The sequence below is a fragment of the Ralstonia psammae genome, assembly GCF_958405935.1.
Classification (GTDB): domain Bacteria; phylum Pseudomonadota; class Gammaproteobacteria; order Burkholderiales; family Burkholderiaceae; genus Ralstonia; species Ralstonia psammae.
Window position 1 is genome coordinate 113,503 of sequence record NZ_CATZBU010000001.1, and the last position, 25,200, is coordinate 138,702.

General features: G+C 65.3%; 21 protein-coding genes. 13 read left to right on the plus strand and 8 right to left on the minus strand.

Going from position 1 to position 25,200, the window contains the following annotated elements; genetic code table 11:
* Window positions 1-47: 47 nt before the first annotated feature.
* Window positions 48-797 (minus strand): pseudouridine synthase, encoded by a 750-nt coding sequence (locus R2N16_RS00575; protein WP_316663507.1) that lies wholly within the window; start codon window positions 795-797, stop codon window positions 48-50.
* Window positions 798-897: 100 nt separating this feature from the next.
* On the opposite strand from R2N16_RS00575, the gene R2N16_RS00580 reads away from it, so the two are divergent.
* Window positions 898-2,454: a cryptochrome/photolyase family protein gene (locus R2N16_RS00580; RefSeq protein ID WP_316663509.1), complete on the plus strand. Its 1,557-nt coding sequence runs from the start codon at window positions 898-900 to the stop codon at window positions 2,452-2,454.
* A gap of 71 nt (window positions 2,455-2,525) precedes the next feature.
* On the opposite strand, the gene R2N16_RS00585 is transcribed toward R2N16_RS00580, so the two are convergent.
* The 6 genes from R2N16_RS00585 to R2N16_RS00610 all read right to left on the minus strand — a co-directional run bounded on the left by R2N16_RS00585 (window position 2,526) and on the right by R2N16_RS00610 (window position 13,148).
* Window positions 2,526-8,570: a hybrid sensor histidine kinase/response regulator gene (locus R2N16_RS00585; protein ID WP_316663511.1), complete on the minus strand. Its 6,045-nt coding sequence runs from the start codon at window positions 8,568-8,570 to the stop codon at window positions 2,526-2,528.
* An 89-nt stretch (window positions 8,571-8,659) separates the two neighbouring features.
* A complete protein-coding gene (locus tag R2N16_RS00590; protein ID WP_316663513.1) occupies window positions 8,660-10,900 on the minus strand; it encodes a methyl-accepting chemotaxis protein in 2,241 nt (746 codons plus the stop codon).
* A gap of 251 nt (window positions 10,901-11,151) precedes the next feature.
* Window positions 11,152-11,697: a chemotaxis protein CheW gene (locus tag R2N16_RS00595; RefSeq protein ID WP_316663515.1), complete on the minus strand. Its 546-nt coding sequence runs from the start codon at window positions 11,695-11,697 to the stop codon at window positions 11,152-11,154.
* 78 nt (window positions 11,698-11,775) lie between these two features.
* Window positions 11,776-12,144 (minus strand): response regulator, encoded by a 369-nt coding sequence (locus R2N16_RS00600; protein WP_004629647.1) that lies wholly within the window; start codon window positions 12,142-12,144, stop codon window positions 11,776-11,778.
* Window positions 12,145-12,174: 30 nt separating this feature from the next.
* The gene (locus R2N16_RS00605) at window positions 12,175-12,672 is read right to left on the minus strand and encodes a response regulator (protein WP_316663520.1); all 498 of its coding nucleotides are present in this window, start codon (window positions 12,670-12,672) and stop codon (window positions 12,175-12,177) included.
* Window positions 12,673-12,965: 293 nt separating this feature from the next.
* The gene (locus tag R2N16_RS00610; protein WP_039597588.1) at window positions 12,966-13,148 is read right to left on the minus strand and encodes a rubredoxin; all 183 of its coding nucleotides are present in this window, start codon (window positions 13,146-13,148) and stop codon (window positions 12,966-12,968) included.
* A 213-nt stretch (window positions 13,149-13,361) separates the two neighbouring features.
* On the opposite strand from R2N16_RS00610, the gene hemL reads away from it, so the two are divergent.
* A complete protein-coding gene (gene hemL, locus R2N16_RS00615) occupies window positions 13,362-14,663 on the plus strand; it encodes a glutamate-1-semialdehyde 2,1-aminomutase (RefSeq protein ID WP_316663526.1) in 1,302 nt (433 codons plus the stop codon).
* 96 nt (window positions 14,664-14,759) lie between these two features.
* Here hemL and dapA read toward each other — a convergent pair whose 3' ends face one another.
* On the minus strand, window positions 14,760-15,668 hold the full coding sequence (gene dapA / locus R2N16_RS00620; RefSeq protein WP_316663528.1) for a 4-hydroxy-tetrahydrodipicolinate synthase: 909 nt from the start codon (window positions 15,666-15,668) through the stop codon (window positions 14,760-14,762).
* Between the two features lie 100 nt (window positions 15,669-15,768).
* Here dapA and R2N16_RS00625 point away from each other — a divergent pair, with 100 nt between their 5' ends.
* The 11 genes from R2N16_RS00625 (at window position 15,769) to R2N16_RS00675 (ending at window position 25,200) form a co-directional block, all read left to right on the plus strand.
* The gene (locus R2N16_RS00625; protein WP_316663531.1) at window positions 15,769-15,963 is read left to right on the plus strand and encodes a hypothetical protein; all 195 of its coding nucleotides are present in this window, start codon (window positions 15,769-15,771) and stop codon (window positions 15,961-15,963) included.
* A 105-nt stretch (window positions 15,964-16,068) separates the two neighbouring features.
* Window positions 16,069-16,695, plus strand: a complete 627-nt coding sequence (locus tag R2N16_RS00630; protein WP_316663533.1) for a LemA family protein — start codon at window positions 16,069-16,071, stop codon at window positions 16,693-16,695.
* 13 nt (window positions 16,696-16,708) lie between these two features.
* Window positions 16,709-17,566, plus strand: a complete 858-nt coding sequence (locus R2N16_RS00635; RefSeq protein WP_316663535.1) for a TPM domain-containing protein — start codon at window positions 16,709-16,711, stop codon at window positions 17,564-17,566.
* Window positions 17,567-17,581: 15 nt separating this feature from the next.
* Entirely contained in the window at window positions 17,582-18,106 is a 525-nt protein-coding gene (locus tag R2N16_RS00640; protein ID WP_316663538.1) for a TPM domain-containing protein, read from the plus strand.
* 632 nt (window positions 18,107-18,738) lie between these two features.
* Entirely contained in the window at window positions 18,739-18,954 is a 216-nt protein-coding gene (locus R2N16_RS00645; protein ID WP_316663540.1) for a Flp family type IVb pilin, read from the plus strand.
* 514 nt (window positions 18,955-19,468) lie between these two features.
* Entirely contained in the window at window positions 19,469-19,645 is a 177-nt protein-coding gene (locus R2N16_RS00650; RefSeq protein ID WP_027678035.1) for a Flp family type IVb pilin, read from the plus strand.
* A gap of 131 nt (window positions 19,646-19,776) precedes the next feature.
* On the plus strand, window positions 19,777-20,310 hold the full coding sequence (locus R2N16_RS00655; RefSeq protein WP_316664204.1) for an A24 family peptidase: 534 nt from the start codon (window positions 19,777-19,779) through the stop codon (window positions 20,308-20,310).
* Window positions 20,311-20,674: 364 nt separating this feature from the next.
* Window positions 20,675-21,532 (plus strand): Flp pilus assembly protein CpaB, encoded by an 858-nt coding sequence (gene cpaB, locus R2N16_RS00660; RefSeq protein WP_316663543.1) that lies wholly within the window; start codon window positions 20,675-20,677, stop codon window positions 21,530-21,532.
* 146 nt (window positions 21,533-21,678) lie between these two features.
* Window positions 21,679-23,586, plus strand: a complete 1,908-nt coding sequence (locus R2N16_RS00665; RefSeq protein WP_316663546.1) for a type II and III secretion system protein family protein — start codon at window positions 21,679-21,681, stop codon at window positions 23,584-23,586.
* Window positions 23,587-23,616: 30 nt separating this feature from the next.
* Entirely contained in the window at window positions 23,617-23,925 is a 309-nt protein-coding gene (locus tag R2N16_RS00670) for a hypothetical protein (RefSeq protein ID WP_316663548.1), read from the plus strand.
* An 81-nt stretch (window positions 23,926-24,006) separates the two neighbouring features.
* On the plus strand, window positions 24,007-25,200 hold the full coding sequence (locus R2N16_RS00675) for a CpaE/TadZ family protein (protein WP_316663550.1): 1,194 nt from the start codon (window positions 24,007-24,009) through the stop codon (window positions 25,198-25,200).

Genomic DNA, 25,200 nt, shown 5'->3' on the forward strand with positions numbered 1-25,200 from the left:
GGGCGCAAAGTTTTTTGGGGTGGCGCATTGTGGCGCATTGTGGCGTTTTAAGCACTCGCCCCGGCAGCGTGCGGCGGCGTGGTGTTCAGCGCTTCCAGATCCGCGGCTTCCAGCCAGCGCCATTCGCCCGGCGCCAGATCCCCCAGCGACAACCCGCCGATGGTGCTGCGGTGCAACCCGTCCACATGGTTGCCGACGGCCGCCACCATGCGTTTTACCTGGTGGTATTTGCCCTGCGTGAGCGCCATGCGCAGGTGGTGTGTGTCCACGCGCTCGGCCCAGGCGGCGGCAACGTTTTCATTCTCGTCAGCCAGCAGCACGCCGGCGCACAACTGGGCGATCTGCGCATCGGTTACGGGCTCCGCCGTGGTGATCTCGTACACCTTAGGCACCTGGTGGCGCGGGCTGGTGACGGTGTGAACGAACTGGCCATCGTCGGTGAGCAGCAGCAGACCCGTGGTGTCCTGGTCGAGCCGGCCGACGCATTGCACAGCCCGCTCGCGCAGCGGCACGGGCAGCAGCGTGTACACGCTCGGATGATGTTTCGGCTTCTGCGAGCACTCCACGCCAGCCGGCTTGTTGAGCATCAGATAGGCGCGGGCGTGGTACGCCCAGCGCTCGCCGTCGACATCCAGCACCAAGCCAGCGGTATCGACCAGCGCATCGGGGCTTTCCATCTCGACGCCGTTGATGAATACCAGACCCGCGAGTACAAGGTCCTTGCAATAGCGGCGCGTGCCGAAACCCTGGGATTGCAGGATGCGATACAGCGGAAGACGAGCAGAGGAATCAGCCATGACAACAACGTGAAGAAGAGGACGCGGCGGGGTTTTTACGGGGTTTTGCCGGATTTTGTTATACGCTCAGCCAATCTTTGGATCAGCCAACAACCACCCGATGCCGCCCACTACTGGAAACCGCCAACCCTATGCCATCGAAGCGCATTTCCAGCGCGGTCTGGTGTGGTTTCGGCGCGATCTGCGGCACTTTGACCACGCGGCGCTGCATTATGCCTTGCGCCACTGCCGCCAGGTCTATTGCGTATTCGTGTTCGACCGCGACATCCTCGACGCGCTGCTTGCGCGCGGGCTTAGGGCCGACCGCCGCATCGAGTTCATCCGCGCGTCCATCGAGGCACTGCGAAGCGCGTTGCGCGAGGCCGGCGGCGACCTCATCGTCGTGCATGATCACCCGCGCCACGCGATTCCGGAGATCGCGCGCAAGCTCAACATCGAAGCCGTCTTCGCCAACCATGACGAAGAACCCTCTGCGCAGGCCCGCGACGAGGCGGTGCGCAAAGTGCTGGCCCAGCAGCCCTGCGCCTGGTTCGATTTCAAGGATCAGGTGATCTTCGAGCGCGACGAAATCCTGAACGGGCAAGGCAAACCGTATGGCGTCTTCACGCCTTACAAGAACGCATGGTTGGCAGCGCTGACGCCGTTCGACTTGCGCGCGTATCCCACAGAGCCCTACTTCGGCGCGCTGGCCAAGCCGCCGCAGGCGCTTGCGCCCGCCACGCCCGCGCTGGAAGCGATGGGCTTCACGCGCACCAACCTGTCGGAGATTGCCCTGCCCACCGGCATGTCGGGCGGCCAAGCATTGCTCGACGAGTTTGAAGACCGCATGGACGACTACCATGCGCGCCGCGACTTTCCCGCCGTGCGCGGGCCCAGCTATCTGTCAACGCATTTGCGCTTTGGCACCGTGTCGATCCGCACGCTCGCGGCGCGCGCACATGCCGCCATGCTGCGCGGCAGCCGGGGCGCGGCGACGTGGCTGTCGGAGCTGGTCTGGCGTGACTTCTACTTCATGATCCTGCATCACCGCCCCGATCTGGCCGATGGCGCCGCGTTTCACCCGGAGTTTGATCGCATCCGCTGGGTAGAAGGGGACACTGGCGACACGCGCTTCGAAGCGTGGAAGGACGCGCGCACCGGTTACCCACTGGTGGATGCGGCCATGCTGCAGATCTTCCAGAGCGGCTACATGCACAACCGCCTGCGCATGGTGGCGGCCAGCTTTCTCATCAAGGACCTTGGCGTCGATTGGCGACGCGGCGAGCAATATTTTGCCGACGTGCTCAACGATTTCGACTTCTCCGCCAATAACGGCGGCTGGCAGTGGGCGGCGTCCAGCGGGTGCGATGCGCAGCCCTGGTTCCGCATCTTCAACCCGGTCACGCAATCGGAGAAGTTCGATCCGCAGGGCCGCTTCATCCGCAAGTACCTGCCGCAGTTGGGCAAGCTGCCCGACAAGTACATCCACGCACCATGGACGGCGCCGGCCAATGTGCTGAAAGACGCGGGCGTCGTGTTGGGCCAGACGTATCCCTTGCCCATCGTCGATCACGCGGGGGCACGTGCGGCCACGCTCGACCGCTATGCCGTCACCAAGGCGCATCGCACATCGGGCGCTGAAGCGGCGGCACTGAGCAAGACCGGCGCCGAAGGTTGAAGATCACCACGCACCAAACAACAACGGGCCGGTAGAACACCGGCCCGTTGTTGTTTCTGCGAAGCGTGTCGTCAGCCTGCGTTGGCCGCCGGCGCGCGCTCGCCGATGAGGTTGCGCAGATGCTGGAGCAGTTCCTCTTCGTTGTACGGCTTGCCCAGGTAGACGTTCACGCCGATCTCCGCGGCGTAGCGGCGGTGTTTGTCCGCCGTACGCGAGGTGATCATGATGATCGGCGTGGCGCCGATGCGTTCGTCCGCACGCACGTTGCGCGTGAGGTCGAAGCCGTCCATGTGCGGCATTTCGATGTCGACGAGCATTGCATCGGGCGTGATCTCCTGCAGCTGACGCAGCGCATCCACACCGTCGCGTGCGAGCACAGCCTGGTAGCCGGAGCGCGTGAGCAGACGCTGCGTGACCTTGCGCACCGTGAGCGAATCGTCGACCACCATGACGATCGGCTGTGTAGCCAGACCCGGCACGGCGTCGGTGCTGCCGTCGCGGTGCAGCTCGGCCACGGCGCCCGTCGCTTCCTGATCGGACAGACCACGTGCGGCGGCTTCGCGCTCGAAGCGCTGCGTCAGCACCACGGGGTTGTAGATCAGCACGATCTCGCCGTCGCCCAGCGTGGTCGCACCGGCAATACCTTCCAGACGTGCAAGGTGCGGGCCGATGTGCTTGACCACCACTTCGCGGTTGCCGATCACTTCGTCGACGTGCACGGCGGCGCGCTCGGCACCGTTGCGCACCACCACGGCCGGCGAGTACTTGCGCCCGCCCGTGACGGACGTCGCTTCTTCGAGCAGCGCGCCGAAGTAGTGGAACGGCACGGGGCCCGTCGGCAATTGCAGCGCAGCCGCGTTGTACGCCTCAGCCAGCGCCTGCGGACGCAGTTGCTGTACGTGGTCGATCATGCCTGACGGAATCGCGTACACGCGCTCGCTCACGCGCACCAGCAGCACCTGCGTAATGGCAGTCGTCAGCGGCAAGTGGATGGTGAAACGCGTGCCGACTTCCGGCGTGGTCTGCAGCGAGATCCGCCCGCCCAGGGCGACGGTTTCGGCACGCACCACGTCCATGCCCACGCCACGTCCGGCCAGTTCCGACACCTGATCGGCCGTGGAGAAACCCGGCGTGAAGATCATCTCGGTGAGGCGCGCGTCGCTGGCTTCTTCGTCGGCGGCCAGCAGTTGGCGCTCCAACGCACGCGCGCGGATGCGGTCAAGATTCAAACCCGCACCGTCGTCCACGAAGTGCAGCACGACTTCGTTGCCTTCCTGCTGCACTTCCAGCGTGAGTTCACCAGCGGGAGCCTTGCCCTTGGCGCGGCGATCGTCGGCGGACTCAATGCCGTGCGCGACGGCGTTCCGAATCATGTGCTCCAGCGGGCCGCCCATGCGGTCCAGCACGCTGCGATCCAGTTCCACCGTACCGCCCTTGATGAACAGGCGGACTTCCTTGCCGGTTTCCGACGCGGCCTGGCGGGCCACGCGATACAAACGGTCGGCCACGGTATCGAACTGAACCATGCGCGCGCGCATCAGGCTGCGCTGCAAGCCGCGCGTGAGGCGTGCCTGCGTTTCCAGATCGAGCGACGCCTGATCGAAACCGCGGAACAAGTTCTGCTGCACCGTCGCCACGTCGTTGACGGATTCGGCCATCATCCGCGTGAGTTCCTGCAAGCGCGTGAAGCGGTCGAACTCCAGCGGGTCGAACGATTCGTCGTGCGCGGCCGCATCGGCAATGCGCGACTCCATCTGCGTTTCGGCCTGGATTTCGATCTCGCGCACCTGCGAGCGCAAACGCGCCACGTTGTCGTTCAGTTCCGACAGATAGGTCTTGAGCGCATCGACTTCCGACTCGAGACGCGCACGCGCGGCACCGACTTCACCGGCATCGTTGATCAGCGAATCGAGCGCACGCGCCTGCACGCGCACCATCGCACGCTGGCGTTCGGCCACTTCCAGGGCTTCGGCTTCAGGGCTGCGCGTGCCGGTCAGATCGACGCTCGTCGATACCGCAACAGCCGGCAGCATCGATGCGCCGGACGATGCCTGCACGTCGGCGGCCGTCTGCTGCGCATCGGCAGCATCGGCAAGACCGGCGTCGAGGGGCAGCAGGTTGCCTGCGCCCAGCGCATCGACATGCGCCTGGATGCGGTCAAACCAGACGTAGAGCTTGCGGAACAGGGCGTCGTCCACACGGTTCTGGCGCAGGCCGCCTTCAATGGCACTTTCCATTTCGTGCGCGGCCTGACCCAGGGTCATGGCGCCGGCCATGCGCGCACTGCCCTTGACGGTGTGCAGGTTGCGCAGCAGCAGGCCGGCGGCATTGCGGTCCTGTGGCGCGGCTTCCCACGCACGCAGGTGCTGGCCCAGCTCGGGCAGCGCGACGTGCGCTTCCTCCAGGAAAATTTCCAGCAGCGCCGGGTCGAGTGCGTCGGCCGGTGCCTGGCGGACCAGCTCACCCACCGCCGGCTCGGCAACCGGCGACTGATGCACGGGCACCAGCGACGGCACGAACGTCGGCGCGATCTCCGCCGGTTCAAACCCGGGCTCGCCGGCCAGGCCAGCGGTTTCGTTCTCGGCCTGTTCGGCTTCGGCAAAGGCGGCAGGCGCCGGCTCCAGCGGCAGGCGCGGACGCACGAGCAGGCGCTCGCACAGCTCGTCCAGGCTGCGGCGCAGCGGCTCGTCCGCTTCCGGCCAGAGGCTCGCAGCAAATTGATGCAGCATGCCGCGCATGCGCTCGATGGATTGGTCGAGCAAGCGGAAATCGCCAGGATGCATCGCCACCGGGCGGCTGTTCAGGTTCAGCAGCACTTGCTCCAGCGCGCCTGCCAACTGGCGCACCGGTTCCAGTTCGACCACGGCGGAGCTGCCTTGCAGCGTGTGCGCGGCGCGCAGGGCCAGCTCGCTCGGCGGCGTGCGGCCTTCGTGACGCCACTCCGAAAAATCCACGCCCAGGCGGCGGATCAGATCATCGGCTTCTTGCAGGTAGACGTTGTACAGCGCCACGCTGATGCGAACCGGCCCGATCTCCTTCACGCCATCGTCGTGCGGTGCCTCCTCCTGCTCGCCGGTCTGCGCGAACGGGAACGGGATCACCTTGGCATCGGCATCGGCGGCAACCGGTTCAGCGGCGGTTTCCTGAATGGCCTCTTCGACGGGCTCCGCCACCGGCTCGACTGCCTCATGCTCGACCACCGGTGCGGTGGCCTCAGGCATCGGCGCTTCGACTTCGGGCAGCGCGGGTTCGTCATCCCACGTGAGCGTGACGGCGTCTTCGGCTTGCGCAACGGGCACATCCGGCGCGGCCAGCTCCATCGGCTGGACCGCGTCCACATCGTGCGATGCGGTTTCCACCGCCGGCGCTTCAGGCGTTTGTGGCTCAGCGTGTTCGGCAGTTGCGTGCGTGTCGGGCACGGCCTCCAGCCACACGAACGGACCACCATGGCGCACACGCTCTGCGGCGGCGACCAGCGGTTCAATGGCGTGATCGGCTTGCGGCGATTGCGCAATGGCGGCGGCCCACGTCGACAGCTCCGACTCGGCGCGCGTCAGCAGCGCGGCCAGATCAAGCGTCGGCACGCGGCTCTCGGCCAGCCAAACATTCATGACCTGCTCGATGGCCCAGGCGGCTTCGCCATAGCGCGTGAGGCCGACCATGCGGCCCGAGCCCTTGAGCGTGTGGAACGCGCGACGCAGTTGCGTGAGCAAGTCGAGGTCGGAGCCGGCCGCCAGGCCACCCGTGCCCATATCGGCGGCGGCCTGCAGGCCATGCAGATCGGCGCGCACGCCGGCCAAGACTTCTTCGGCTTCGGACAGGAAGATGTCGAGCAGCTCGGCATCAATGGATTGGGTATCCCGCGCGGCAGCAGGCGCGGGTGCGGTGGCTGCGGCAGGCACGGCAGCCGGTGCCGCCAATGCGGCCTGCATGCGCTCAAGCGCACCGGCGCTGCCAACCTGCCATGCGTCGAACTGGGCCAGCGCCTCTTCCAGGCGACGGCGGCGAGCCGGATCGTCGTCGATGGCGGCGGCGTCGCGCGCTTCTTGCAGTGCGGTACGCAACTCGGCGGCGAGCGGGTCGGCCGGGTCGACCGGTTGCTTGGCCAGCAGGCGGTCAAGCAGCGATTGCAGCGGCGACGCGGCATCGGCGTTGGCAATGTCTGCGCCGGCCTGCGTTTCGGATTGCGGCTCGCGACGGACCAGCATGCCGGATTCGGTATCGAAGGCGAACTCGCGCCATGCAGTTTCGCGCTCGGTCGGCGTCAGTTGGCCTTCGATGACGATCTCGTCGACCTGGCCGCCGGTCAGTTCAGTGCCGGCAGACAGCGCGTCGAGCAGGGCCTGCAAGCCGCTGACGTTGGCGGCCAGCGCAGCCAGATAGCGTTCTCGATCGGCGGTTGCGCCCTCGCCCGCGGCTTGCAGCGCGTTGATGGTCGATTGCGCGGCTTCGGTGGCGTGCACGGCCTCAAGGGCGTCGAGCGCGGCAAAGGCACGCTGCATCTCGCCGAACAGGCGGGCGGCTTCTTGCAGGCCGCCGCTTTCTTCGCCTTCGCGCTCGAAGGCGTCGAGGTGCGTTTCGGCAGAGGCCAGCAGCGTTTGCAGCCCACGAACCTGCTCGGCGCGCGCGCGGCGTTGTGCGGCTTCTTCGGCCAGCAGCGTAAGCCATGCGGGTGCAGGTACCGCGTGACCGTCTTGCGTCGCGCGGGCGTGTTCGGCCAGTTCGCTGCAACGGGCGGCAAACCACGCGCTGCGCAAGTCGCCGGATTCACCATGCAACGCCCACGGGCGGGCCAACATGCGCGAAAGGAATTGCAGCGTGGGCGCAATGTCCTGCTCAGCGGTTTCGGTCAGGCGGTTCGACAGCTCAGACAGGGCTGGCTGGCCCAACGCATGGGCATGCAGCGCGAGCGTCTGCAGCGCGGCGTCGAGTTCGTCCGCAGCGGGTGCAGGTTGTTGGCTGAGCGTTTCGAGCGATCGGCCAACGCGTTGTAGCGTGTCGCTGGTGTCCGTTGGCAGCAACGCGTAGTACTGGCGCGTGTGCAGTGCGCCCGCAGGTGCGTGCGTGGGCGGAATCGCAAAGGCCTGCACGCAGGCAACGATGTCCGGGCCGAGCGTGTCGTCGCCCACCGGCGCCGCGGGTGCGTTGCCGTAGGCCATGCCGGCCAACAGGTACAGCGCGTCGGTCAGCAGGCCTTGCGGCAGGTGGACGTTGTTGTGTGAGTACTGGCGCAGCAGCAGGTTCACGCGTGCCGCCAGGCGCTTGGCCGTCATGTCAGCCGGCACCAGGCCGGCACGCAAAGCGCCAAAGGTCAGCGCCAGCACGAGCCACAGGTCGCGCTGCAGGTCGTCCCCGGCGCGGCGCGGTTCGCGCTCGAGCGCACGGATGCCATGCAGCAGGTCTTCCAGGGGGGCGTAGGCCGCAGCGGCGGCGGATGGATCCACCTGCGCACCCTCGGCATTGGATGCCGGCGCGCGCAGTGCAGTCAGTAACGCGAGTTCGAACTTGCGGCGCAGGCGTGCCAGCCCCGGCAGATCGCGAGAGGGCAGCAGCAGCGCCGGCAGGTGGCGCAGCTCATCGGCCCACAGGTCAGCCGGGTGAATACGCTCTTCGCCCAGACGGGCGAGCACGGTTTGATACGGCTGGAAAAGGCGCAGCGGCTCTTCGGCCATGCCGGCCATCAGGTCGGCCACGTATTCCTGCAACGCCTGCACGGCGCGCGAGAACACATCCAGCGTCTGCGCGTCGGCGGGTACCGCGCCGGCATCGACGGCTTCGAGCAGGCGCTTGGCAGCCTGGCAATACACGTCGGCACCACGCAGGCCGACGATCAGCAGTGCGCCGGCAGCCTGGTGCAGATACTGGCCAGCCAGGCGCAGCGACGTCGTATCGCGCGCACCGATGACCTCCGGATTGGCGATGACCTCAGCCGCGTATTCGCCAAACTCGCGCACGGCATCGTCGAGTGCGGCGCGCATATTGGGCGCCACCCACGCCAGCGCGGAAAGATCACGCGCGCGCACGGCAGGCTTCGGACCGGACTTCTGACGCCCGGCGGAGGCTCCAACCGCCTCGACAGAGGCGGATTCGGGCTGGGCGGAAGATTGATGACGCATGTGTGCTTCCAAAAAGCAGGTGGCGGTTGCCGCGATTGCCCCGGGGTGACCCAGCCGGCGTTCCCGCCCGAAATCCAGTGGTGACGAGATCAGGCGATGCGGAACCGCGCCACCGAGTCACGCAGCTCTTCAGCAAGCTGCGTGAGCTGGCGCACAGACTGCGCGGTCTGGCGCGTACCCGTCGACGTCTGTTCCGTGATGTGCAGGATCTGTTCGATGTTCTGCGCAACGTCCGAAGCCAGCGTCGCTTCGTGCGACGTCGTCTGCGAAATGCTCTCGATCAGTTCGGCAAGCTGGCGCGACACTCGGCCGATCTCCACCAGTGCGGCACCGGCGTTATCGGACAGCTTCGCCCCTTCCACCACACCCGCCGTGCTGCGCTCCATGGCGTGCACCGCGTCTTGCGTGTCGGTCTGAATCGTGCGGATCAGCGCACCGATCTGCTTGGCTGCCTCTGCCGAACGTTCAGCAAGGCGCTGCACTTCCTCTGCCACCACCGAGAAGCCGCGGCCGGCTTCACCAGCGGAGGCCGCCTGGATGGCAGCGTTCAGTGCCAGCACGTTGGTCTGCTCGGTAATGTCCGAAATCAGCTCCACGATTTCACCAATCTCCTGCGACGATTCGCCCAGGCGCTTGATCCGCTTCGAGGTTTCCTGAATCTGGTCACGGATGTCGTTCATGCCCGTGATGGCGTTCTGCACGGCCTGCTGACCTTGCTCGGCAGCGGCCAGCGAGGCGCGTGCAACGTTGGCCGATTCGGCCGCGCCGCGCGAGACCTGCGTAATGCGGTCGGCCATCTCCACGACCGACTGGCCGGTCTGGCGAATCTGGCGCGACTGCTCTTCCGATGCGGCCACGAGCGACTCCGACGTGGTCTGCACCGCCGAGGATGCCTGCGTCACCTGCTCGGCCGTCTGCTGCACCCGACCGACCAGCTCGCGCAGTTCTTCCACGGTGTAGTTCACCGAGTCGGCAATGGCGCCGGTAATGTCTTCCGACACGGTGGCCTGCTTGGTCAAGTCACCGTCTGCAATGTCCTGCAGTTCGTTCATCAGACGCAGAATTGCGGCCTGGGTGGAATCGTTGTTGCGCTTTTCCACCATCCGGCGCTCTTCAGCTTCGCGCTGACGGGCTTCTGCTTCCATCGTACGCACGCGCGAATCGCGCAGGTACAGGGCAGCCAGGCCGGCCAGGCAGACCACGGTCAGGATGGCCGACAGCACCACCGCACCGAGCGTCACCGGGCGGCTACGCACGCTGCCCGCATAGGCAGACTGCAGGTCCGACAGATCGGCACGCAGCTTTTCGTTGTCGTTGAAGATCTGCTGCTGGGCGCGCTTTGCAGCAATCAGGCCCGGCAGGTTTTCCAGGATGATCTGCGTGGTCTTCTGCACGTTGTCGAAGCGGGTCGACAGCTCTTGCAGGTAGCCCTTGGTCTCGGCATCGGTGGCGGCCGACAGGCGCAGCGCTTCCGAGCCGTTGAGCAGGCCGTTCAGGGTTTCGCGGAAGGTGTTGGTGTCCTTACCGAGCAGGAACGCCGTTTCCGGGTTCACGCCTTCGCCGGCCAGGAACTCGTTCATGTTCTTACCCAAACGCTGCGTCAACATCACCAGCTGCGACGAGGCGGCCACTTCACGGGCTGGTGCGTTCGTCTGCAGCTTCATCGACGAGATCTGCTCGGCTTCTTCCAGCAGCTCGGGGTTCGACGCGTTGAACACGTTCAGCGTCTTACCCACCGCCACCAGCGTCTTTTCCTGCGCCAAGATGGCCTGGGCGCTCTTGTCGCTGCGCTTCCACTCTTCGATCGACTTGTCGAGCAGGGCTTCGGAATCGCTGCCCTGCGTGGCACGCACGCCGCGCTCGGAGTTACCGCTCTTCAGCGCTTCGAGGTTTTCCTGAAGGCGCGCGCGGCTCTCCTTGAGCTGTGCGAATGCGTTGGTGTTACCCAGCAGCGCCACCGGCACTGCCTTGGCCAGACGCTGCGAGTGCATCAGCGTGTCACCGGCAATTTCAATCTGCACCGAACCGTTGTTGGCCTGGCGGTTATCCAGGTACACCGAGATCAGCAGGGCCAGCAGACCGACCACCAGGCCGATCGTGAACACGCGCTGCTGCGCGGCAAACGGCACGCGCTCCATCCAGCCGACCACGGCATCCATGGGCGAGCGGCCGAGCTGCGTGGGCGGGCCAGCGGGATTGTCGTCATCCGCATGGGGCGCATTGTCCAACTGCGCCAACTGCACGGAAGCCGCCGACGCGCCCTCCGCTGCAACCTCCGGCGCCCCAGCCTCACCGGCACGGCGACCTGCGTTGAACCACTTGAACCCCATAGGACCCTCTTGTTTTGTCGATGCTGCCGTCTCGTTCTGTCGAGATCGGCCACATGGATTTCCCGTCCGCGTCCGCGCCTTGTTCCACCCGGCGTGGTACGCACCTTCGGCGGTGCCTGTCGAATACATCTGGCGCGCCCTGTTGCGCGCGCCACGCACCGCCTCTTGCCCCTGCGCACCCCGCTCCCGTTGCGGCGTGCCCAATCTTTCTTGTTTGCTCTACGGCTCTACGGCCTGATTGCCCATTTGCTTTATGCGCGGCTGCGGCCGACCTGCAGGAACGCCGGATCGGCCAGCAACTGCCGCACATCCAGTTCGCGCCACTGCGTGCCGTGCACGTCGCGCCAGGCGCGGCCCATCCACGGACGCCCCTCTTCCGCGACGGCTTCCGCCGGTTGCAGGTCGCTCAGGCTACGCAGGCCCGCCACGCGCGGCACGACAATCGCGCACGCACGCTGCGGGTCTTTCGACAGCACCACGATCTTGGCGCCCGTACCGCTACCCGTCGGCGCTTCACCGCAGAACAGGCCGAAATCAATCACGCCGAGCAAGTTGCCGCGCGCATTCACGAGACCGAGGTACCACGGCTGCGTGAGCGGCACGCGTGCGGGCGGCTGGTAGTCCAGCACCTCGCCGGTTTCGGTCAGCGACAGCAGCCAGTGGTGCTCGCCGATCTGCACGCCCAGAAAGCCTTCCGTCGACGACTTGGCGCGCGCCTCTTGCAGGCGGCGGGCCAGCATCGCCTGGTATTCGTGCAGGCGCTGGCGGGAGGTCAGTGTGGTGCGCTGTTCGTTCACGTCTGGCTCTTGTCCTGTGCTGTGCGCCCTGTCAGGCGTTGCGCGCGGTTGGATAACGATTGGCCGACTGCCGCAGGGTTACTGCGCCAGCTTGGCGATCTTCTCGAGCAGCTCTTCGGCCTTGACCGGCTTGACGATGTAGTCCGATGCGCCCTGGCGCATGCCCCACACGCGGTCGGTCTCCAGGCCCTTGGTCGTGCACATGATCACGGGGATACCCTGGAAGCGCTCGTCCTTCTTGATGGCGCGGGTCGCTTGGTAGCCGTTCTGGCCCGGCATCACCACGTCCATCAGGATCAGGTCGAAGGTTTCGGCCTCGAGCTTGGTCATCGCCTGCTCGCTATCGGCTGCGACCGTCACCTTGAAACCGTTCTTGCCGAGAATTTCCGACAGGTGCAGCGCTTCGGTCGGAGAATCATCGACGACCAACACTTTCTTGATTGCCATACAAACAGTCCTTCGTTAAGAGAGATGCCGTCACTGCGCGGCAGATGGCGCCACCGGCAAATGCGTCTGAACCGCCTCCAGCAGCGCTTCCTTCGAGAACGGCTTGGCGAGGTGGTCCACCGCCCCGACCGACTTGCCCCGCGCGCGATCGAAAATTCCGTCGCGCGAAGACAGCATGATCACAGGCGTGGCATGAAATTTTGGGCTTTTCTTGATCAGCGAACAGGTCTGGTAGCCGTCGAGATTCGGCATCAGGATGTCGCAGAACACGAGGTCGGGCTTCAGGTCACCCACCTTGGCCAGGGCATCGAAGCCGTCTTCGGCCAGCATGACCTGGCACCCGGCCTGGGTGAGGAAAATCTGCGCGGTACGGCGAATGGTGCTGGAATCGTCGATCACCAGCACCTTGCAGCCTGTCAGGGAATGCGCCAGCGGAGAGTTCGCCAGCGGTTGGGAGTCAGCCAGTTGTTCCACCCGCGCGGATTGCATCATGTTCTCGCAGTGCGCGACCACGGGTCGCCACGACATTCTGACCGGATGGATCGCGGCAAATCGCCGCGCAGCGTGCCCTCCAAACGGAAAGGGCCCACGCTGGCGACGACTTCAAAACTACGCCCCCCGGCCCGCTTATGAAGTGTGAAGCTCAGAATTTGACGAAGTGTGACAAGTCACCTATTCGCCGTCAATGGCGCCGGCTGTCCGCCGAGCGCTTGTGGCATGGAAGCGACGAGCCTATTTCATCGAACCGTCACTTCCTGATACTTGGCTGTCAGCAAGAGGGCAAACGCTCACTTGCTGACGGGAGACAGGTCAGATCCGGATCAGATCTGCACCATTTCGAAGTCTTCCTTGCGCGCGCCGCACTCGGGGCACGTCCAGTTGATGGGCACGTCTTCCCACTTCGTGCCGGCCGCAATGCCGTCGTCCGGGGCGCCTTGTTCTTCATCGTAGATCCAGCCGCAAATCAGGCACATCCACGTCTTGTATTCAATCTGTTGTTCCATAGGGCAAAGCTTCGGTGGGTTCCGTCTATTAAAATGGCAGGCCAGATGGTACCGAATCACGCCCGGGTGCGCCAGAACAGGCGCCGGGCAGACACGGTGTTTGACTGCATCCAGCCCGGATCTGCGGCAAACCACCACATAATCGCCTCAAACAGCCGTTAAACCGTGCCGCAGCATCGTTCTGCGCGGCGCTCCTCTCTTCCAACCGCATCCATGTCGACTCCTTCCCGTAGCGCTGCCCTGTTTGAACGTGCCCAGAAGACCATTCCAGGCGGGGTGAATTCGCCGGTGCGCGCCTTCCGCTCGGTGGGCGGCACGCCTCGCTTCATTGCCAAGGCAGCCGGCCCGTACCTGTGGGACGCCGACGGCACCCGCTATGTCGACTACGTGGGCTCGTGGGGTCCGATGATCGTTGGCCACGCGCATCCGGACGTCGTCCGCGCCGTGCAGGAAGTGGCGGCCGACAGCTTCTCGTTCGGCGCGCCCACCGAGGCTGAAGTCGTCATGGCCGAGGAAATCTGCAAGCTCGTGCCGTCGATCGAGCAGGTGCGGCTGGTGTCATCGGGCACCGAAGCCACCATGAGCGCCCTGCGCTTGGCGCGCGGCTTTACCGGGCGCGACCTGATCGTCAAGTTTGAAGGCTGCTACCACGGGCATGCCGACAGCTTGCTGGTCAAAGCCGGTTCGGGCCTGCTGACCTTTGCCGACACGACGCAGAACGCGCCGTCTTCCGCCGGCGTCCCGGAAGACGTGGTCAAGCACACGATGGTGCTGCCGTACAACGACGTTACCGCGCTGCGCGAGGCGTTTGCCCGCCATGGCAAGGAAATCGCCGCCGTGATCGTCGAGCCGGTGGCCGGGAACATGAACCTCGTGCGTGGCAGCACCGAATTCCACCAAGCCATGCGCGCGCTATGCACCGAGCACGGTGCCGTGCTGATCTTTGACGAGGTGATGACGGGCTTCCGCGTGGCGCTCGGTTGCGCGCAAGCGCTGTACGGCATCAAGCCGGACCTGACGTGCCTGGGCAAGGTGATTGGCGGGGGCATGCCAGCCGCGGCGTTTGGTGGCCGCAGCGACATCATGGGGTTCCTGGCGCCGCTGGGCAATGTGTACCAGGCGGGGACGTTGTCGGGCAATCCGCTGGCGGTTGCGGCTGGGCTGACCACGTTGCGGCTGATTGCTGTAGATGGCTTCCACAACCGGCTGGCCGCGCAGACGCGCAAGCTGGTGGATGGGCTGGCGGATATTGCTCGCGAGGTTGGTGTGCCGTTTGCCGCCGACAGCGTGGGCGGCATGTTCGGCATCTACTTCCGCGAGGGTGTGCCGACCAGCTTTGCTGAAGTGACCAAGAGCGATGTTGGGCGCTTCAATGCGTTCTTTCATGCGATGCTGGATCAGGGCGTCTATCTGGCGCCGTCTGCATTTGAGGCCGGTTTTGTGTCTTCAACGCACGATGACGCGATTTTGGATGCGACTTTTGAGGCGGCTCGGAAGGCGTTCAAGGCTGTTTGAGTTTTGTTTTTGGGATGGGCTTGGTTGCGCATCCCTTGTTCATCCCCCGCCGTGCCCGGCAGGGCACGAAAGGGGGATGAACCAACACCAAAAAAATCAAACCCGCCCAACCACCTCCGCCAACTCACGCCCCAGCGCTTCAGACGCCCCCATCATCGGCGCGCGCAACACATTCCGAATCAGCCCCTCGGCGGCAAGCCAAGCCTTCAAAGGCCCAGGATTCGTCTCGGCAAACAGCAACCGAATCACCGGCGCCAGCGCATGATGCAACCGCCGCGCGTCGTTCAACCGCTGCTCTTGCACCGCCCTTGCCATCTCAACAAACAGCTCCGTGCGGACATGCGCGGCAGCAATGATCGCCCCCACGCCGCCCGCGCACAGCGTGCCAAACACCTGCGCATCCTCCCCCGCCAGCACCTGCAAGCGCCCATCGGCAATCACGCGCTGCGTCTTGTCCGCGTCGCCCCCGCAATCCTTGATGCCATGGATGTTGGGATGCGCCGCCAGCGCAAGCAGCGTTTCGGTGTCGATGTTCGCGCCGGTGCGATACGGAATGTCGTACAGCAGCACCGGCACGGGCGATGCATCGGCCAATGCGGTGAAGTATTCGATGATCCCGTCCTGCGACGGGCGGATGTAGGAAGGCGCAGCCACCAGAAACGCGGTGGGCCGGTGCTCGGCCAAGCGCAGCATGCGCTCGCGTACGGGCCCGAGGGCACTACCCGAGACGCCCATCACCACGGGTAAGCCGTCGGCGGCGGCACGTACTGTATCCAGCACGTCGGCCTGCTCCTGATCAGTCAGCGCTGCGGCCTCGCCAGTGCTGCCGCACGCCACAAAACCAGCGACGCCCAACGCGCGGTATCGCGCTACTAATGTATACAGCGCGCCGTAGTCGACCGACCGCGCCGAGTCATCGGCAAAAGGCGTCACGATGGGTACCCAGATGCCCGCATACGACGGACGTTCGTGGTTGGACAGATGAGTGGATGAATTTTCAAGCACGACAACACTCCTGGACGAATCAACGACCGGTCAAGAACCGTCAGGAGCGCTTCGGAAATGCGGGCCCGCGAAATGCGGGTGAGAGGCAACCGTGTCTAACGTGTCGGTCAACCACTGTTCCGTCGCCCATCTGACGGAACAGCGCTCCGGTCAGACGAGCGGCTGTTTGGTGGCTTTTTTGGCGCACGCGAGCGTCGACACGACCGACAGGCTGAACGCCGGTGCCGTGCAGATCGACGAGGAACAGGAAATCGCGCGCATGGAAATTGTCAAAAAAGTCCCCATAACGTACTGATGTGTGACTGGAGCGTCAAGCGCATAAGCTACAGTGCGCTGAAACATCATGAGGCGATGTCGGTCTCATGCCACATTCTTTTCAGATTCAGATCTAGAGGACTTCATGACCCCTGCCCTGACCTTCCGCTCGACGCGTTTTTCGGTGCTGCGCTGGCTGGCGCTGTCGTTGGCCGTGCTGGCCGCGCCGTTCCTGTCTGCGTGCGGCTATAACGATTTCCAGGCGAAGGACGAAGCCACCAAGGCCGCCTGGGCCGAGGTGGTCAACCAGTACCAGCGCCGTGCGGACCTGATCCCGAACCTGGTGAATACGGTCAAGGGCTACGCCTCGCACGAGAAGGAAACGCTCGAAGCGGTGACCAAGGCGCGCGCCGCAGCCACGAGCTTCCAGATCACGCCGGAGGTGCTGAACGATCCGGCGGCGTTCCAGAAATTCCAGCAGTTGCAGGGCGAGCTTTCGAGCGCCCTGTCGCGCCTGATGGCGGTGTCGGAGAACTATCCGCAGCTCAAGGCTGACCAGTCCTTCCGTGATCTGCAGTCGCAACTGGAAGGCACGGAAAACCGCATCACCGTGGCGCGCCAGCGTTACATCAAATCGGTGCAGGACTACAACGTGCTGGCCCGTAGCTTCCCGACCAACCTGACTGCCAAGGTGATGGGCTACCAGGTCAAACCGAACTTCACGGTCGAGAACGAGAAGGGTATCTCCACCGCCCCGGCAGTGAAGTTCTGACGAGCTGACGATCATGTCGATGCGCGCGCGTGCCTGCTTCGCCTTCTTGCTGACTGCGGCCCTGTGGCTGGCCACTGCGCTGCCTGCCCGCGCGCAAAGCGACATGGTGGCCGTACCCCCGCTGGCCGCGCGCGTGACCGATCTGACCGGCACGCTCAGCGCCGAGCAGAAGAGCGCGCTCGAACAGGTGCTGGCTGATTACGAACAGCAGCGCGGCAGCCAGATCTTCGTGTTGATGGTGCCGTCCACCGCGCCAGAACCCATCGAGGCGTACGGAATCCGCGTGGCCGATGCCTGGAAGGCCGGCCGCAAGGGCGTGGACGACGGCGCGATCATCCTCATCGCCAAGGACAACCCGGCGTCGCTGCGCAAGATGCGTATCGAGGTCGGGCGCGGGCTGGAAGGTGCGCTGACGGACGCGCAATCGAAACGCGTGCTGCAGGATGTGATGGCACCGCACTTCCGCCAGGGCGATTTTTATGGCGGGCTGTCGGCGGGTATCTCGGCCATCCAGACCGTCATTGCACAAGAGAGCCTGCCGCCGGCTGAGCGCGCCAAGCGCCAGCAATCCGGAGGCGGCATCGGCGATTGGCTGCCGGTGCTGTTTCCACTGGCGATCATCGTGTTCTTCGTGCTCAGCGCGGCCATGCGCTCAGGCGGGCGCGTGACGGGCAGCCTGCCGGGGCGCCCCGGCTCGCGCGTGGTGATGGGCAATCGCGGCTGGGGCCCGGGCACCATCGGCGGTTTGGGTGGGGGACTGGGCGGTGGTTGGGGACGCGGCGACGGTGATTTCGGTGGTGGTGGTGGCGGCGGCTTTGGCGGCGGCGGTGGTGGTGATTTCGGTGGCGGTGGCGCCTCCGGCAACTGGTAACCGGTGGACACAACCATGGCTTCCAAGACCCGACATCACCGCGGCGCACGCCGTGCCCTTACCCATCTGCTGACCACCTCCTCGCATGCCAGGCGCGCGTTTCCGCCGGCGGATCTGCAAAAGCTCGAAGCCGCCGTGCGCGAAGGCGAACAGCGCCATCGCGGCGAAGTGCGCGTCGTCATCGAAAGCTCGCTGCCAGTGCGCGACGCGTGGGCCGGTGTGTCGCCGCGTCACCGCGCCCGGATGCTGTTCGGGCTGCTGGAGGTCTGGAACACGCGCGAACACGTGGGCGTGCTGCTCTACATCAACCTGGCGGACCACGCGGTTGAGATCCTGGCCGACCACGGTATCGCCGCGAAGGTCGACGCGCACACGTGGCGCACCATCTGCGAAACCATCACGCGCGGCTTTGCGCAGCGCGTGTCCATGACGCCAGTGCTCGATGCACTGGCGCAGATCAACGACCTCCTCGCCGCGCACGCGCCCTCCGATGGCACGCCGCGCACCAATGAGCTGAGCGACCGGCCGGTCGTGCTGTAACGGCTCCGCCCTTCGTTCGTTTCTCCCCCGCCTTGCCGGGCCATGTTTCAAAACCGAAACGGTTTTGACGTGCCTGGCCGCGCCAACCCTGTCGGTCGCGCACCTAATCCTTCCATACGAGGGATTGGCTGCCGGCGCATCAGGCGTCGAGATCAGGCCAAGGTTCTGCCGTAGGCCACCTCTCCGATAAAGCGCTCCTCTTTTCTTGCAACACGCCCCATAAGACACGCCGCGGCCACACCGCGCCGGACGACTGCAATGCATCGCATCTTGTCTCGGCAAAGGCTGCATGTTTCAGCAATGCACGCATTGACGTGGCTGGCACAGCCGCGGGCTTACCCGCAGGTTTTTGCGGCGCACAACGCGCATACATCACTTTTACGTTTGGCGTTTGCGCAAACCTCGCGCGCGGCATCGTTTGCTGTATTGCAGGCCGCACAAAGTGCGCGTAACACCCGGGAATCAAGCGCCGACCGATTGCCTGGGCTGGACGCTGGCAAGCCTGCCCAGCCATTGAAAATCAAGGACTTAGCAGCAATGGCACGGTCGTCGCTCTGTTGGTCCCGCCGACATAGCAACACGGTGTTTCGGAAAGACAAGACAGAACCGGCGCACACCTGAGGGGGTGAGACGTGGAAACCAAAGACCAACACATCAAGCACCGCCGGACCGGCGCCGCCAGCGTGGAATACGCGCTGCTGCTGGTGATGGTGGCCTTGGTGCTGGTTGCCGTCATGGCCAGCGTCGAAACCAGCGTGGGCGATTTCTGGAGCAACGCGGCATCGGTGTTGATGACACCCGGCGGGTTCGGATCATCGGGCTCGCAGGGCGGTGGTTCGGGTGGTTGACATTCCAGGGCCTGGGCAGCGCGCAATCGCGCCACGGGCCAGTAGCACACAGCGCATGCCAGACGAGCAGCGCAGCGAACAGAACAAAAGACGTACGGGGAAGTTGTGAACGCGCTGGCACAAAGAGGCCAGCCGACTGCAGGGACCGGCAAACCGCCGGGAGCGTCTGCGGTGAACACGGAAGTTGTTGCACTTTCAGGCGTGAGCTGGTCCCTGGAGGAATGGTGGACCAGCCCACGGCGTCCAGTGGGCACCTGCTGCAATGTGCGGCGATGCCCGGGCGAGCGACCACCAGCGGCCACGCCGGTGCAAGCCCTGAGAACTGGTGAAGTCGGGGGAGCCTCTTGGTGTTGTTGTGCTCCGGAACATGCTGGCCTTGCGCCGGTGTGGCACCGGTGTGCGCACACGATCTCCGGAACCCCTGGTTTGGCCTTGGCCGGCTTGTCTGGCCAGAACCCAGCGCCCGATCTTCAGCGGTGCGCCTTTCCTTGAACCATGACGTGAGGAGATTGAAATGAAAGCCATGATCAAGCGTTTCGTGCGCGAAGAAGACGGTGCAGCCGGCGTGGAATACGCACTGCTGCTGGCCTTTGTGGCTCTGGTGATGGTGACCTACGGGACCACCGTCAAGACCGCGGTCGGCGCCATCTGGAATTCGATCGCAACCCAGCTGTCGACGGCCGCCGCCTGAGCAGAGCCAGTGCGCCCAGGTCAGGTCCGGCAGCCCCGGGCCTGATCCGGCAGAACAAGCGCTGACCCGCGGCACATGATGCCGCGCGGACAGCCAGAACAATCGCCCGAGAGGAACCCGAGATGACCACCATGACAAGCCTGAGCGCCCTGGCGAACCTCAGCCTGATCGTGCTCATCGTGATGGCCGCAGCGAGCGACGTGCGCTCGCGCCGCATCCCGAACTGGCTGGTGGCTTCGGGCCTGGTGGCCGCGCTCCTCGCGCAATGCCTCACGCAGGGTTTCACCGCAGGCGCGCTCGCCTGGCTCGGTGGCGCAGCGGTGGGTATGGGTCTGTGCATCGGTGTCTACCTGCTCGGTGGCATGGGCGCCGGCGACGTGAAGCTGATGGGCGCAATCGGCGCCTTCGTGGGGCCCTTCGGCGCCCTCCACATCGCCTTCGTGAGTTTTCTCGCAGGCGGGGTTCTCGCGCTTGCCATGGTGTTGCTGCGCCGCGACGCGCAACGCTCGTTTGCAGGGGTTTCAACGCTGCTGATGTCGCTGCCGTTCGGGGGCAAGGCCGTGCCTTCTCCAGAAACCGGGGGCAAGCGCAGCGGAACGATCCAGCTGCCATACGCGGTGGCGTTTGCCGCAGGCACGTTGCTGGTGAAGTGGGGAGTGTTGTAGCCGAGGGGGGGAACACCTGACGCGTGCCGACGCGGTGCAGAACAAGCACACGGCGTCGCCGCAGACAGCCTGACGGAATGAACGCCACCAGGCACGCGCCAGACATACGAGGCATCAAGGACCACGCAAGAACGGTCCAAGACCGGGGAGAAGTGACATGCGTCAATCCAGTCGCACCATCGGGCAAGCCAGGACCTGCGCGGCGCCCCATCGCCATGCCTGTGGGCCACGCCCATCCTGGCACGCACCTCCCTCTTCACCGTCTTCTTCGGCTGACCGGCGCATTGGCCGGCCGTGCATGCCCGTCACGTGTCTTCGGACCAAGTGGCGGTGGGATTGAGAACCATCTGAGTGGGGTTGGGAAATGAAAAACCTGCGCATTCTCTCCATGCTGCTGATTGCCACGATCGCCGGCCTTGCGGCGGTGGTCTTTGCCTCGCGCTGGCTCACGCAGCAAAGCAGCAGCGGCATCACCAAGGTGGCGGTGGCCGCAGCCGATATTGACCTCGGCCAGCGCCTGTCGCCGGACTTCGTCAAGGTGGTGGACTGGCCGACCGCCAGCCTGCCGCCGGGCGCCATCTCCGACACGCAGGCGCTTAGTGGCCGGGTCGTCCGCGCAAGCCTGACACGCGGCGAGCCCGTACTGGAATCGAAGCTCACGCCGCAAGGCACGGCAGGTGGATTGTCGGCCGTCATTGCCGACGGCAAACGCGCCATCACCGTGCGTGTGAATGACGTGGTGGGCGTGGCGGGCTTCGCTCTGCCGGGCAGCTACGTCGACATCATCGTCAACACGCTGCAAGACAGCAAAGACGGCAAGCCGGCGGCGGGTGATCGGTCCGACCAATCGATCTCGAAGATCGTGCTGGAAAAGATCCTGGTGCTGGCCGTCGCACAAGAGGTCAACCGCGACGACACCAAGCCCAAGGTCGTCAACGCCGTCACCCTGGAAGTCACGCCCGAACAAGCTGAGAAGCTGGACCTCGCACGCAGCGTGGGCACGCTCTCGCTGGTGCTGCGCAACCAGGTCGACCCGCAACCCGCAGATACCAATGGCGCAACCAAGAGCACGCTGCTCAAGGAGCCCGCCATCACGGCCGCCGTGGCGGTGCCGGTGACCAAGACGGTGCAGGTGGTACGCCGCGTGGCCGCTGTGCAGCGGGCGCCCGGCAACTGCATCGGCGTGATTGCCGGTGTGGATCGCGGCGCCGAGTGCTTCTGAAGCAAAACGCGCCACTGAACACACGGGCAGCGATCAACAAGAAAACAGGAAGAACAGACCAAAGGCCCCAGGAAGAGGGCCCCGGCACGGTCACAGGCAAACACAACCGGCCTTGTCTTGCAGAACAACCAATCTGGGGGATCACCATGAACCGACTCATCACGCAACGCGGCGAGACACGCTGCATGGGGACGTACATGAAGGCGACTGCAACCGCAGTAGCCATGTTGGGGGGGCTTTGGGCAGGTGCGGCGTACGCGCAGGTCGGTGTGGAGTCCGCCATCCTGACCAACAACGCTGCGGCGCCGAACAAGCCCATGCGTATGACGAGCATGTCGGCCAGCGGGCCGATCCAGCTGACCATCGGCAGCGCAAGCAATGCCGAAGCGAGCCGCGAATCAGCCCCCAAGGGGCCGAACTGCACCGGCGCCATGCGCGAGCACAGCGAGGTGACCGTCCCCATCGGCAAGTCGACGATGGTGCAGTTGCCGGAACCCGTACGCAGCCGCACCGTGGGCAACCCGCGCGTGGTGCAGGCGATGCTGGTGTCCCCGCAGACGCTGTACGTGCTGGGGCTGGAAGTCGGTTCCACCAACATGATCGTGCAGGGCCGCAGTGGATCGTGCACGGTGATCGATGTGTCGGTGGGCGCAGACCCGGCCGGCCTGCAAGCTGCACTGCGCCGACTGGTGCCGGGTGCAAAGAACGTCGAAGTCTCGGCCGCAGCCGACAGCATTGTGCTGGGCGGCACGGTGACCGATTCTGTGCAGGCGCAGAAGATCGTGGACATCGCCAATGCGTTTGTCACACGCCAGGCGCGCGGCCCCGTTCGCGATGAAGGGGGCGGCGGCGGTCAACAAGCCGCCGGTCAGATGAATGCCGGCGGGCAGAACGGCACAGCGCTGCGCAGCCCGCGCATCATCAACATGATGGCGGTGGAAGCCCCGCAACAAGTGATGCTGGAAGTGAAAGTGGCGGAAGTCTCCAAGACCCTGATTGACCAGATGGGCTCGGCGCTGAACGTCAACGGTGCCTTCGGCAGCTGGTCGGTGGGCGCGCTCGCCAACTTCCTGTCGGGCTCCAACGACATCGTGAACTTCAGCAAGAACAACCGCCTGCCGCTCAAGTTCGCGCTCGATGCACAGAAAGGCGACGGCCTCGTCAAGGTGTTGGCAGAACCGAGCCTGATGGCCATCAGCGGACAGGAAGCCAGCTTCCTCGCTGGCGGCAAGGTGTTCATTCCGGTGGCGCAAGGCGCCGCGGTGGGCGGAACCAGCACGGTCATCCTGCAGGAAGAGACCTTTGGCGTGGGCCTGCGCTTCACCCCCACGGTGATGGAGAACGGCCGCATCAACCTGAAGGTGTCGCCGGAGGTGTCCGAACTGTCGCCGACAGGCGTGGCAGTGACCGCGCCCAACAGCAACAACACGCAGATCCTGCCGCTGATCACCACCCGGCGCGCGTCCACCACGCTGCAGGTGCACGACGGCCAGAGCTTCGCCATCGGCGGGCTGATCAAGAACAACATCACGGGCAGCCTCAAGGCCATCCCCGGTGTTGGCGAGCTGCCCGTGATCGGTGCCCTGGCACGGAGCACGAGCTTCCAGCAGGACCAGACGGAGCTGGTGTTCGTGGTCACGCCGCGCCTGGTCAAGCCGCTGCCCGCCGACTACCCGCTGCCGACCGATACGTTCGGCCAGGTCAACACCGGCGAGATCCTGCTCAACGGCAACATGGAAGGCCACAAGGCCAAGCCGGCCAAGGCACCGGCCGCCATGGCTGCACCGGCTTCCGCACTGCCGGCACCCAAGGCGGCCGAGGCTGCAACCGCAACCGCCGCCGCAGCGCCCGCAGCCGAACCTGTTCAAGCGCCAGCCCCCGCCGCGCGCGCGCCTGCTGCAGCCGACACCGCAGCCGAAGCGCAAGCACCCGCAGCCGCCACGACACCTGCAGCACCGGCCGACAACGGCACACCGCCCGCGCCTGCCGCCATGGCGCCAGCACCCGGCGCACGCCGTTTCGTGTCGATGGGCGAACAGCCCTTCCATGACTGACCCGACCGCTCAACCTTCAAGGAGACGATCATGAACATCACTTCGAAGCTGGCGCGTGCGGGACTCTGCAGCGCAGTCGCCCTCACCCTGGCCGGGTGCATGACTTCCACCCCGGAGTACGACAAACACTTCGGTGAAGCCGTCCGCTCGGTGCAGGCCATGCAGACGCTCAACCCGAATGCATCGGCCAACACAAACCCGGTGACCGGCGTCGACGGGCGTGCCGCCACCGCCGCCATGGACCGCTACAACACCCAGTTCGTCAAGCCGTCGGCCGATGTCAGCGCCTTCACGGTGGGTGTGGGCTCGGGCAGCAGCCTGGATGCCCAAGGCCGGTAGGCCGCAACACGCAAGAACGCAGAAAGAGGAAAACGCGCCGCCACCCGCGGCGCGTCACCAGACGCTCACAGGAGCCCGGCCATGGCCAAGATCGCTCTCGTATCCGCCGACGAATCGCACCTGCAATACCTCGCAGGTCTGATTGCACAGGCCAGCAGCCATGTCGTTCAGCGCATGTGTGCCGCCCCGGCCCAGGCACTCGGCCAACCGGGGCTTGCGCAGGGCGCCGACCTGCTGATCCTGGAAGCGGCCAGCTTCAGCACCGACGACATCCAGCAGCTGCGCCGCCTGACGACGGACCGCCCCGACACGCTGTGCATGCTGCTGACGGAGAACCCGTCTGCCGACTTGCTGATGCGTGCCATGCGCGCCGGCGTGCAATGCGTGCTGCCCTGGCCGCCCGATGCGCACGAATTTCGCGACGAGCTGCAACGCTGCACGAGCCACGCATTGTCCGGCTCGCGCAACGAAGGCCAAGTGCTGTCGTTCCTCTCGTGCAAGGGCGGCAGCGGCACCACCTTCACCGCCGCCAACTTTGCGCACGTGCTCAGCGCACGGCACGGCAAGCACGTGCTGCTGGTCGATCTCTGCCAGCAATATGGCGATGCCGCCTTCCTGGTGACGGACCAGACCCCGCCGGCAACGCTGGCCAATGTCTGCAACCAGATCGACCGCCTGGATGCCGCGCTGCTCGATACCTGCGTGACGCACGTCAGCACCAACTTCGACGTACTGGCCGGCGCCGGTGACCCGATCAAGGCGGGCGAGATCAAGGCGATGCATCTGGAGCGCCTTCTGACGCTGGCCGCGTCCATGTACGACGTGGTGGTGTTTGACCTGGGACAGGACATCAACCCGGCGTCGATCTTGGTGCTGGACCACAGCAATGCGATCTACGCCGTGGTGCAACTGAACCTGGCCTACCTGCGCGCTGGCCGCCGCCTGATGGAGATCTGCAGCTCGCTCGGTTATCGCGCAGAACGGCTGAAGCTCCTCGTCAACCAGTACGACAAGCGCGTGCCGTTCACGCAGAACACCATGGAAAGCGCGTTCGGCATGCCCATTGCACATGTGCTGCCGTATGACCCGGCCACCGTGCGCGACTCGGTCAACCAGGGCCGGCCTGTGCTGGATGTGGCCGAAAACAGCCAGATCAGCCGTGCGCTGTTGGACATGGCGCGCCAGCTCTTTCCTGCCACGCAGCCCCAGCGCGACGGCCTGCTGCGCAAGCTGTTCGGCCATGCCAACCAAGTGCCGGCGCCCGTACGCGCCTGA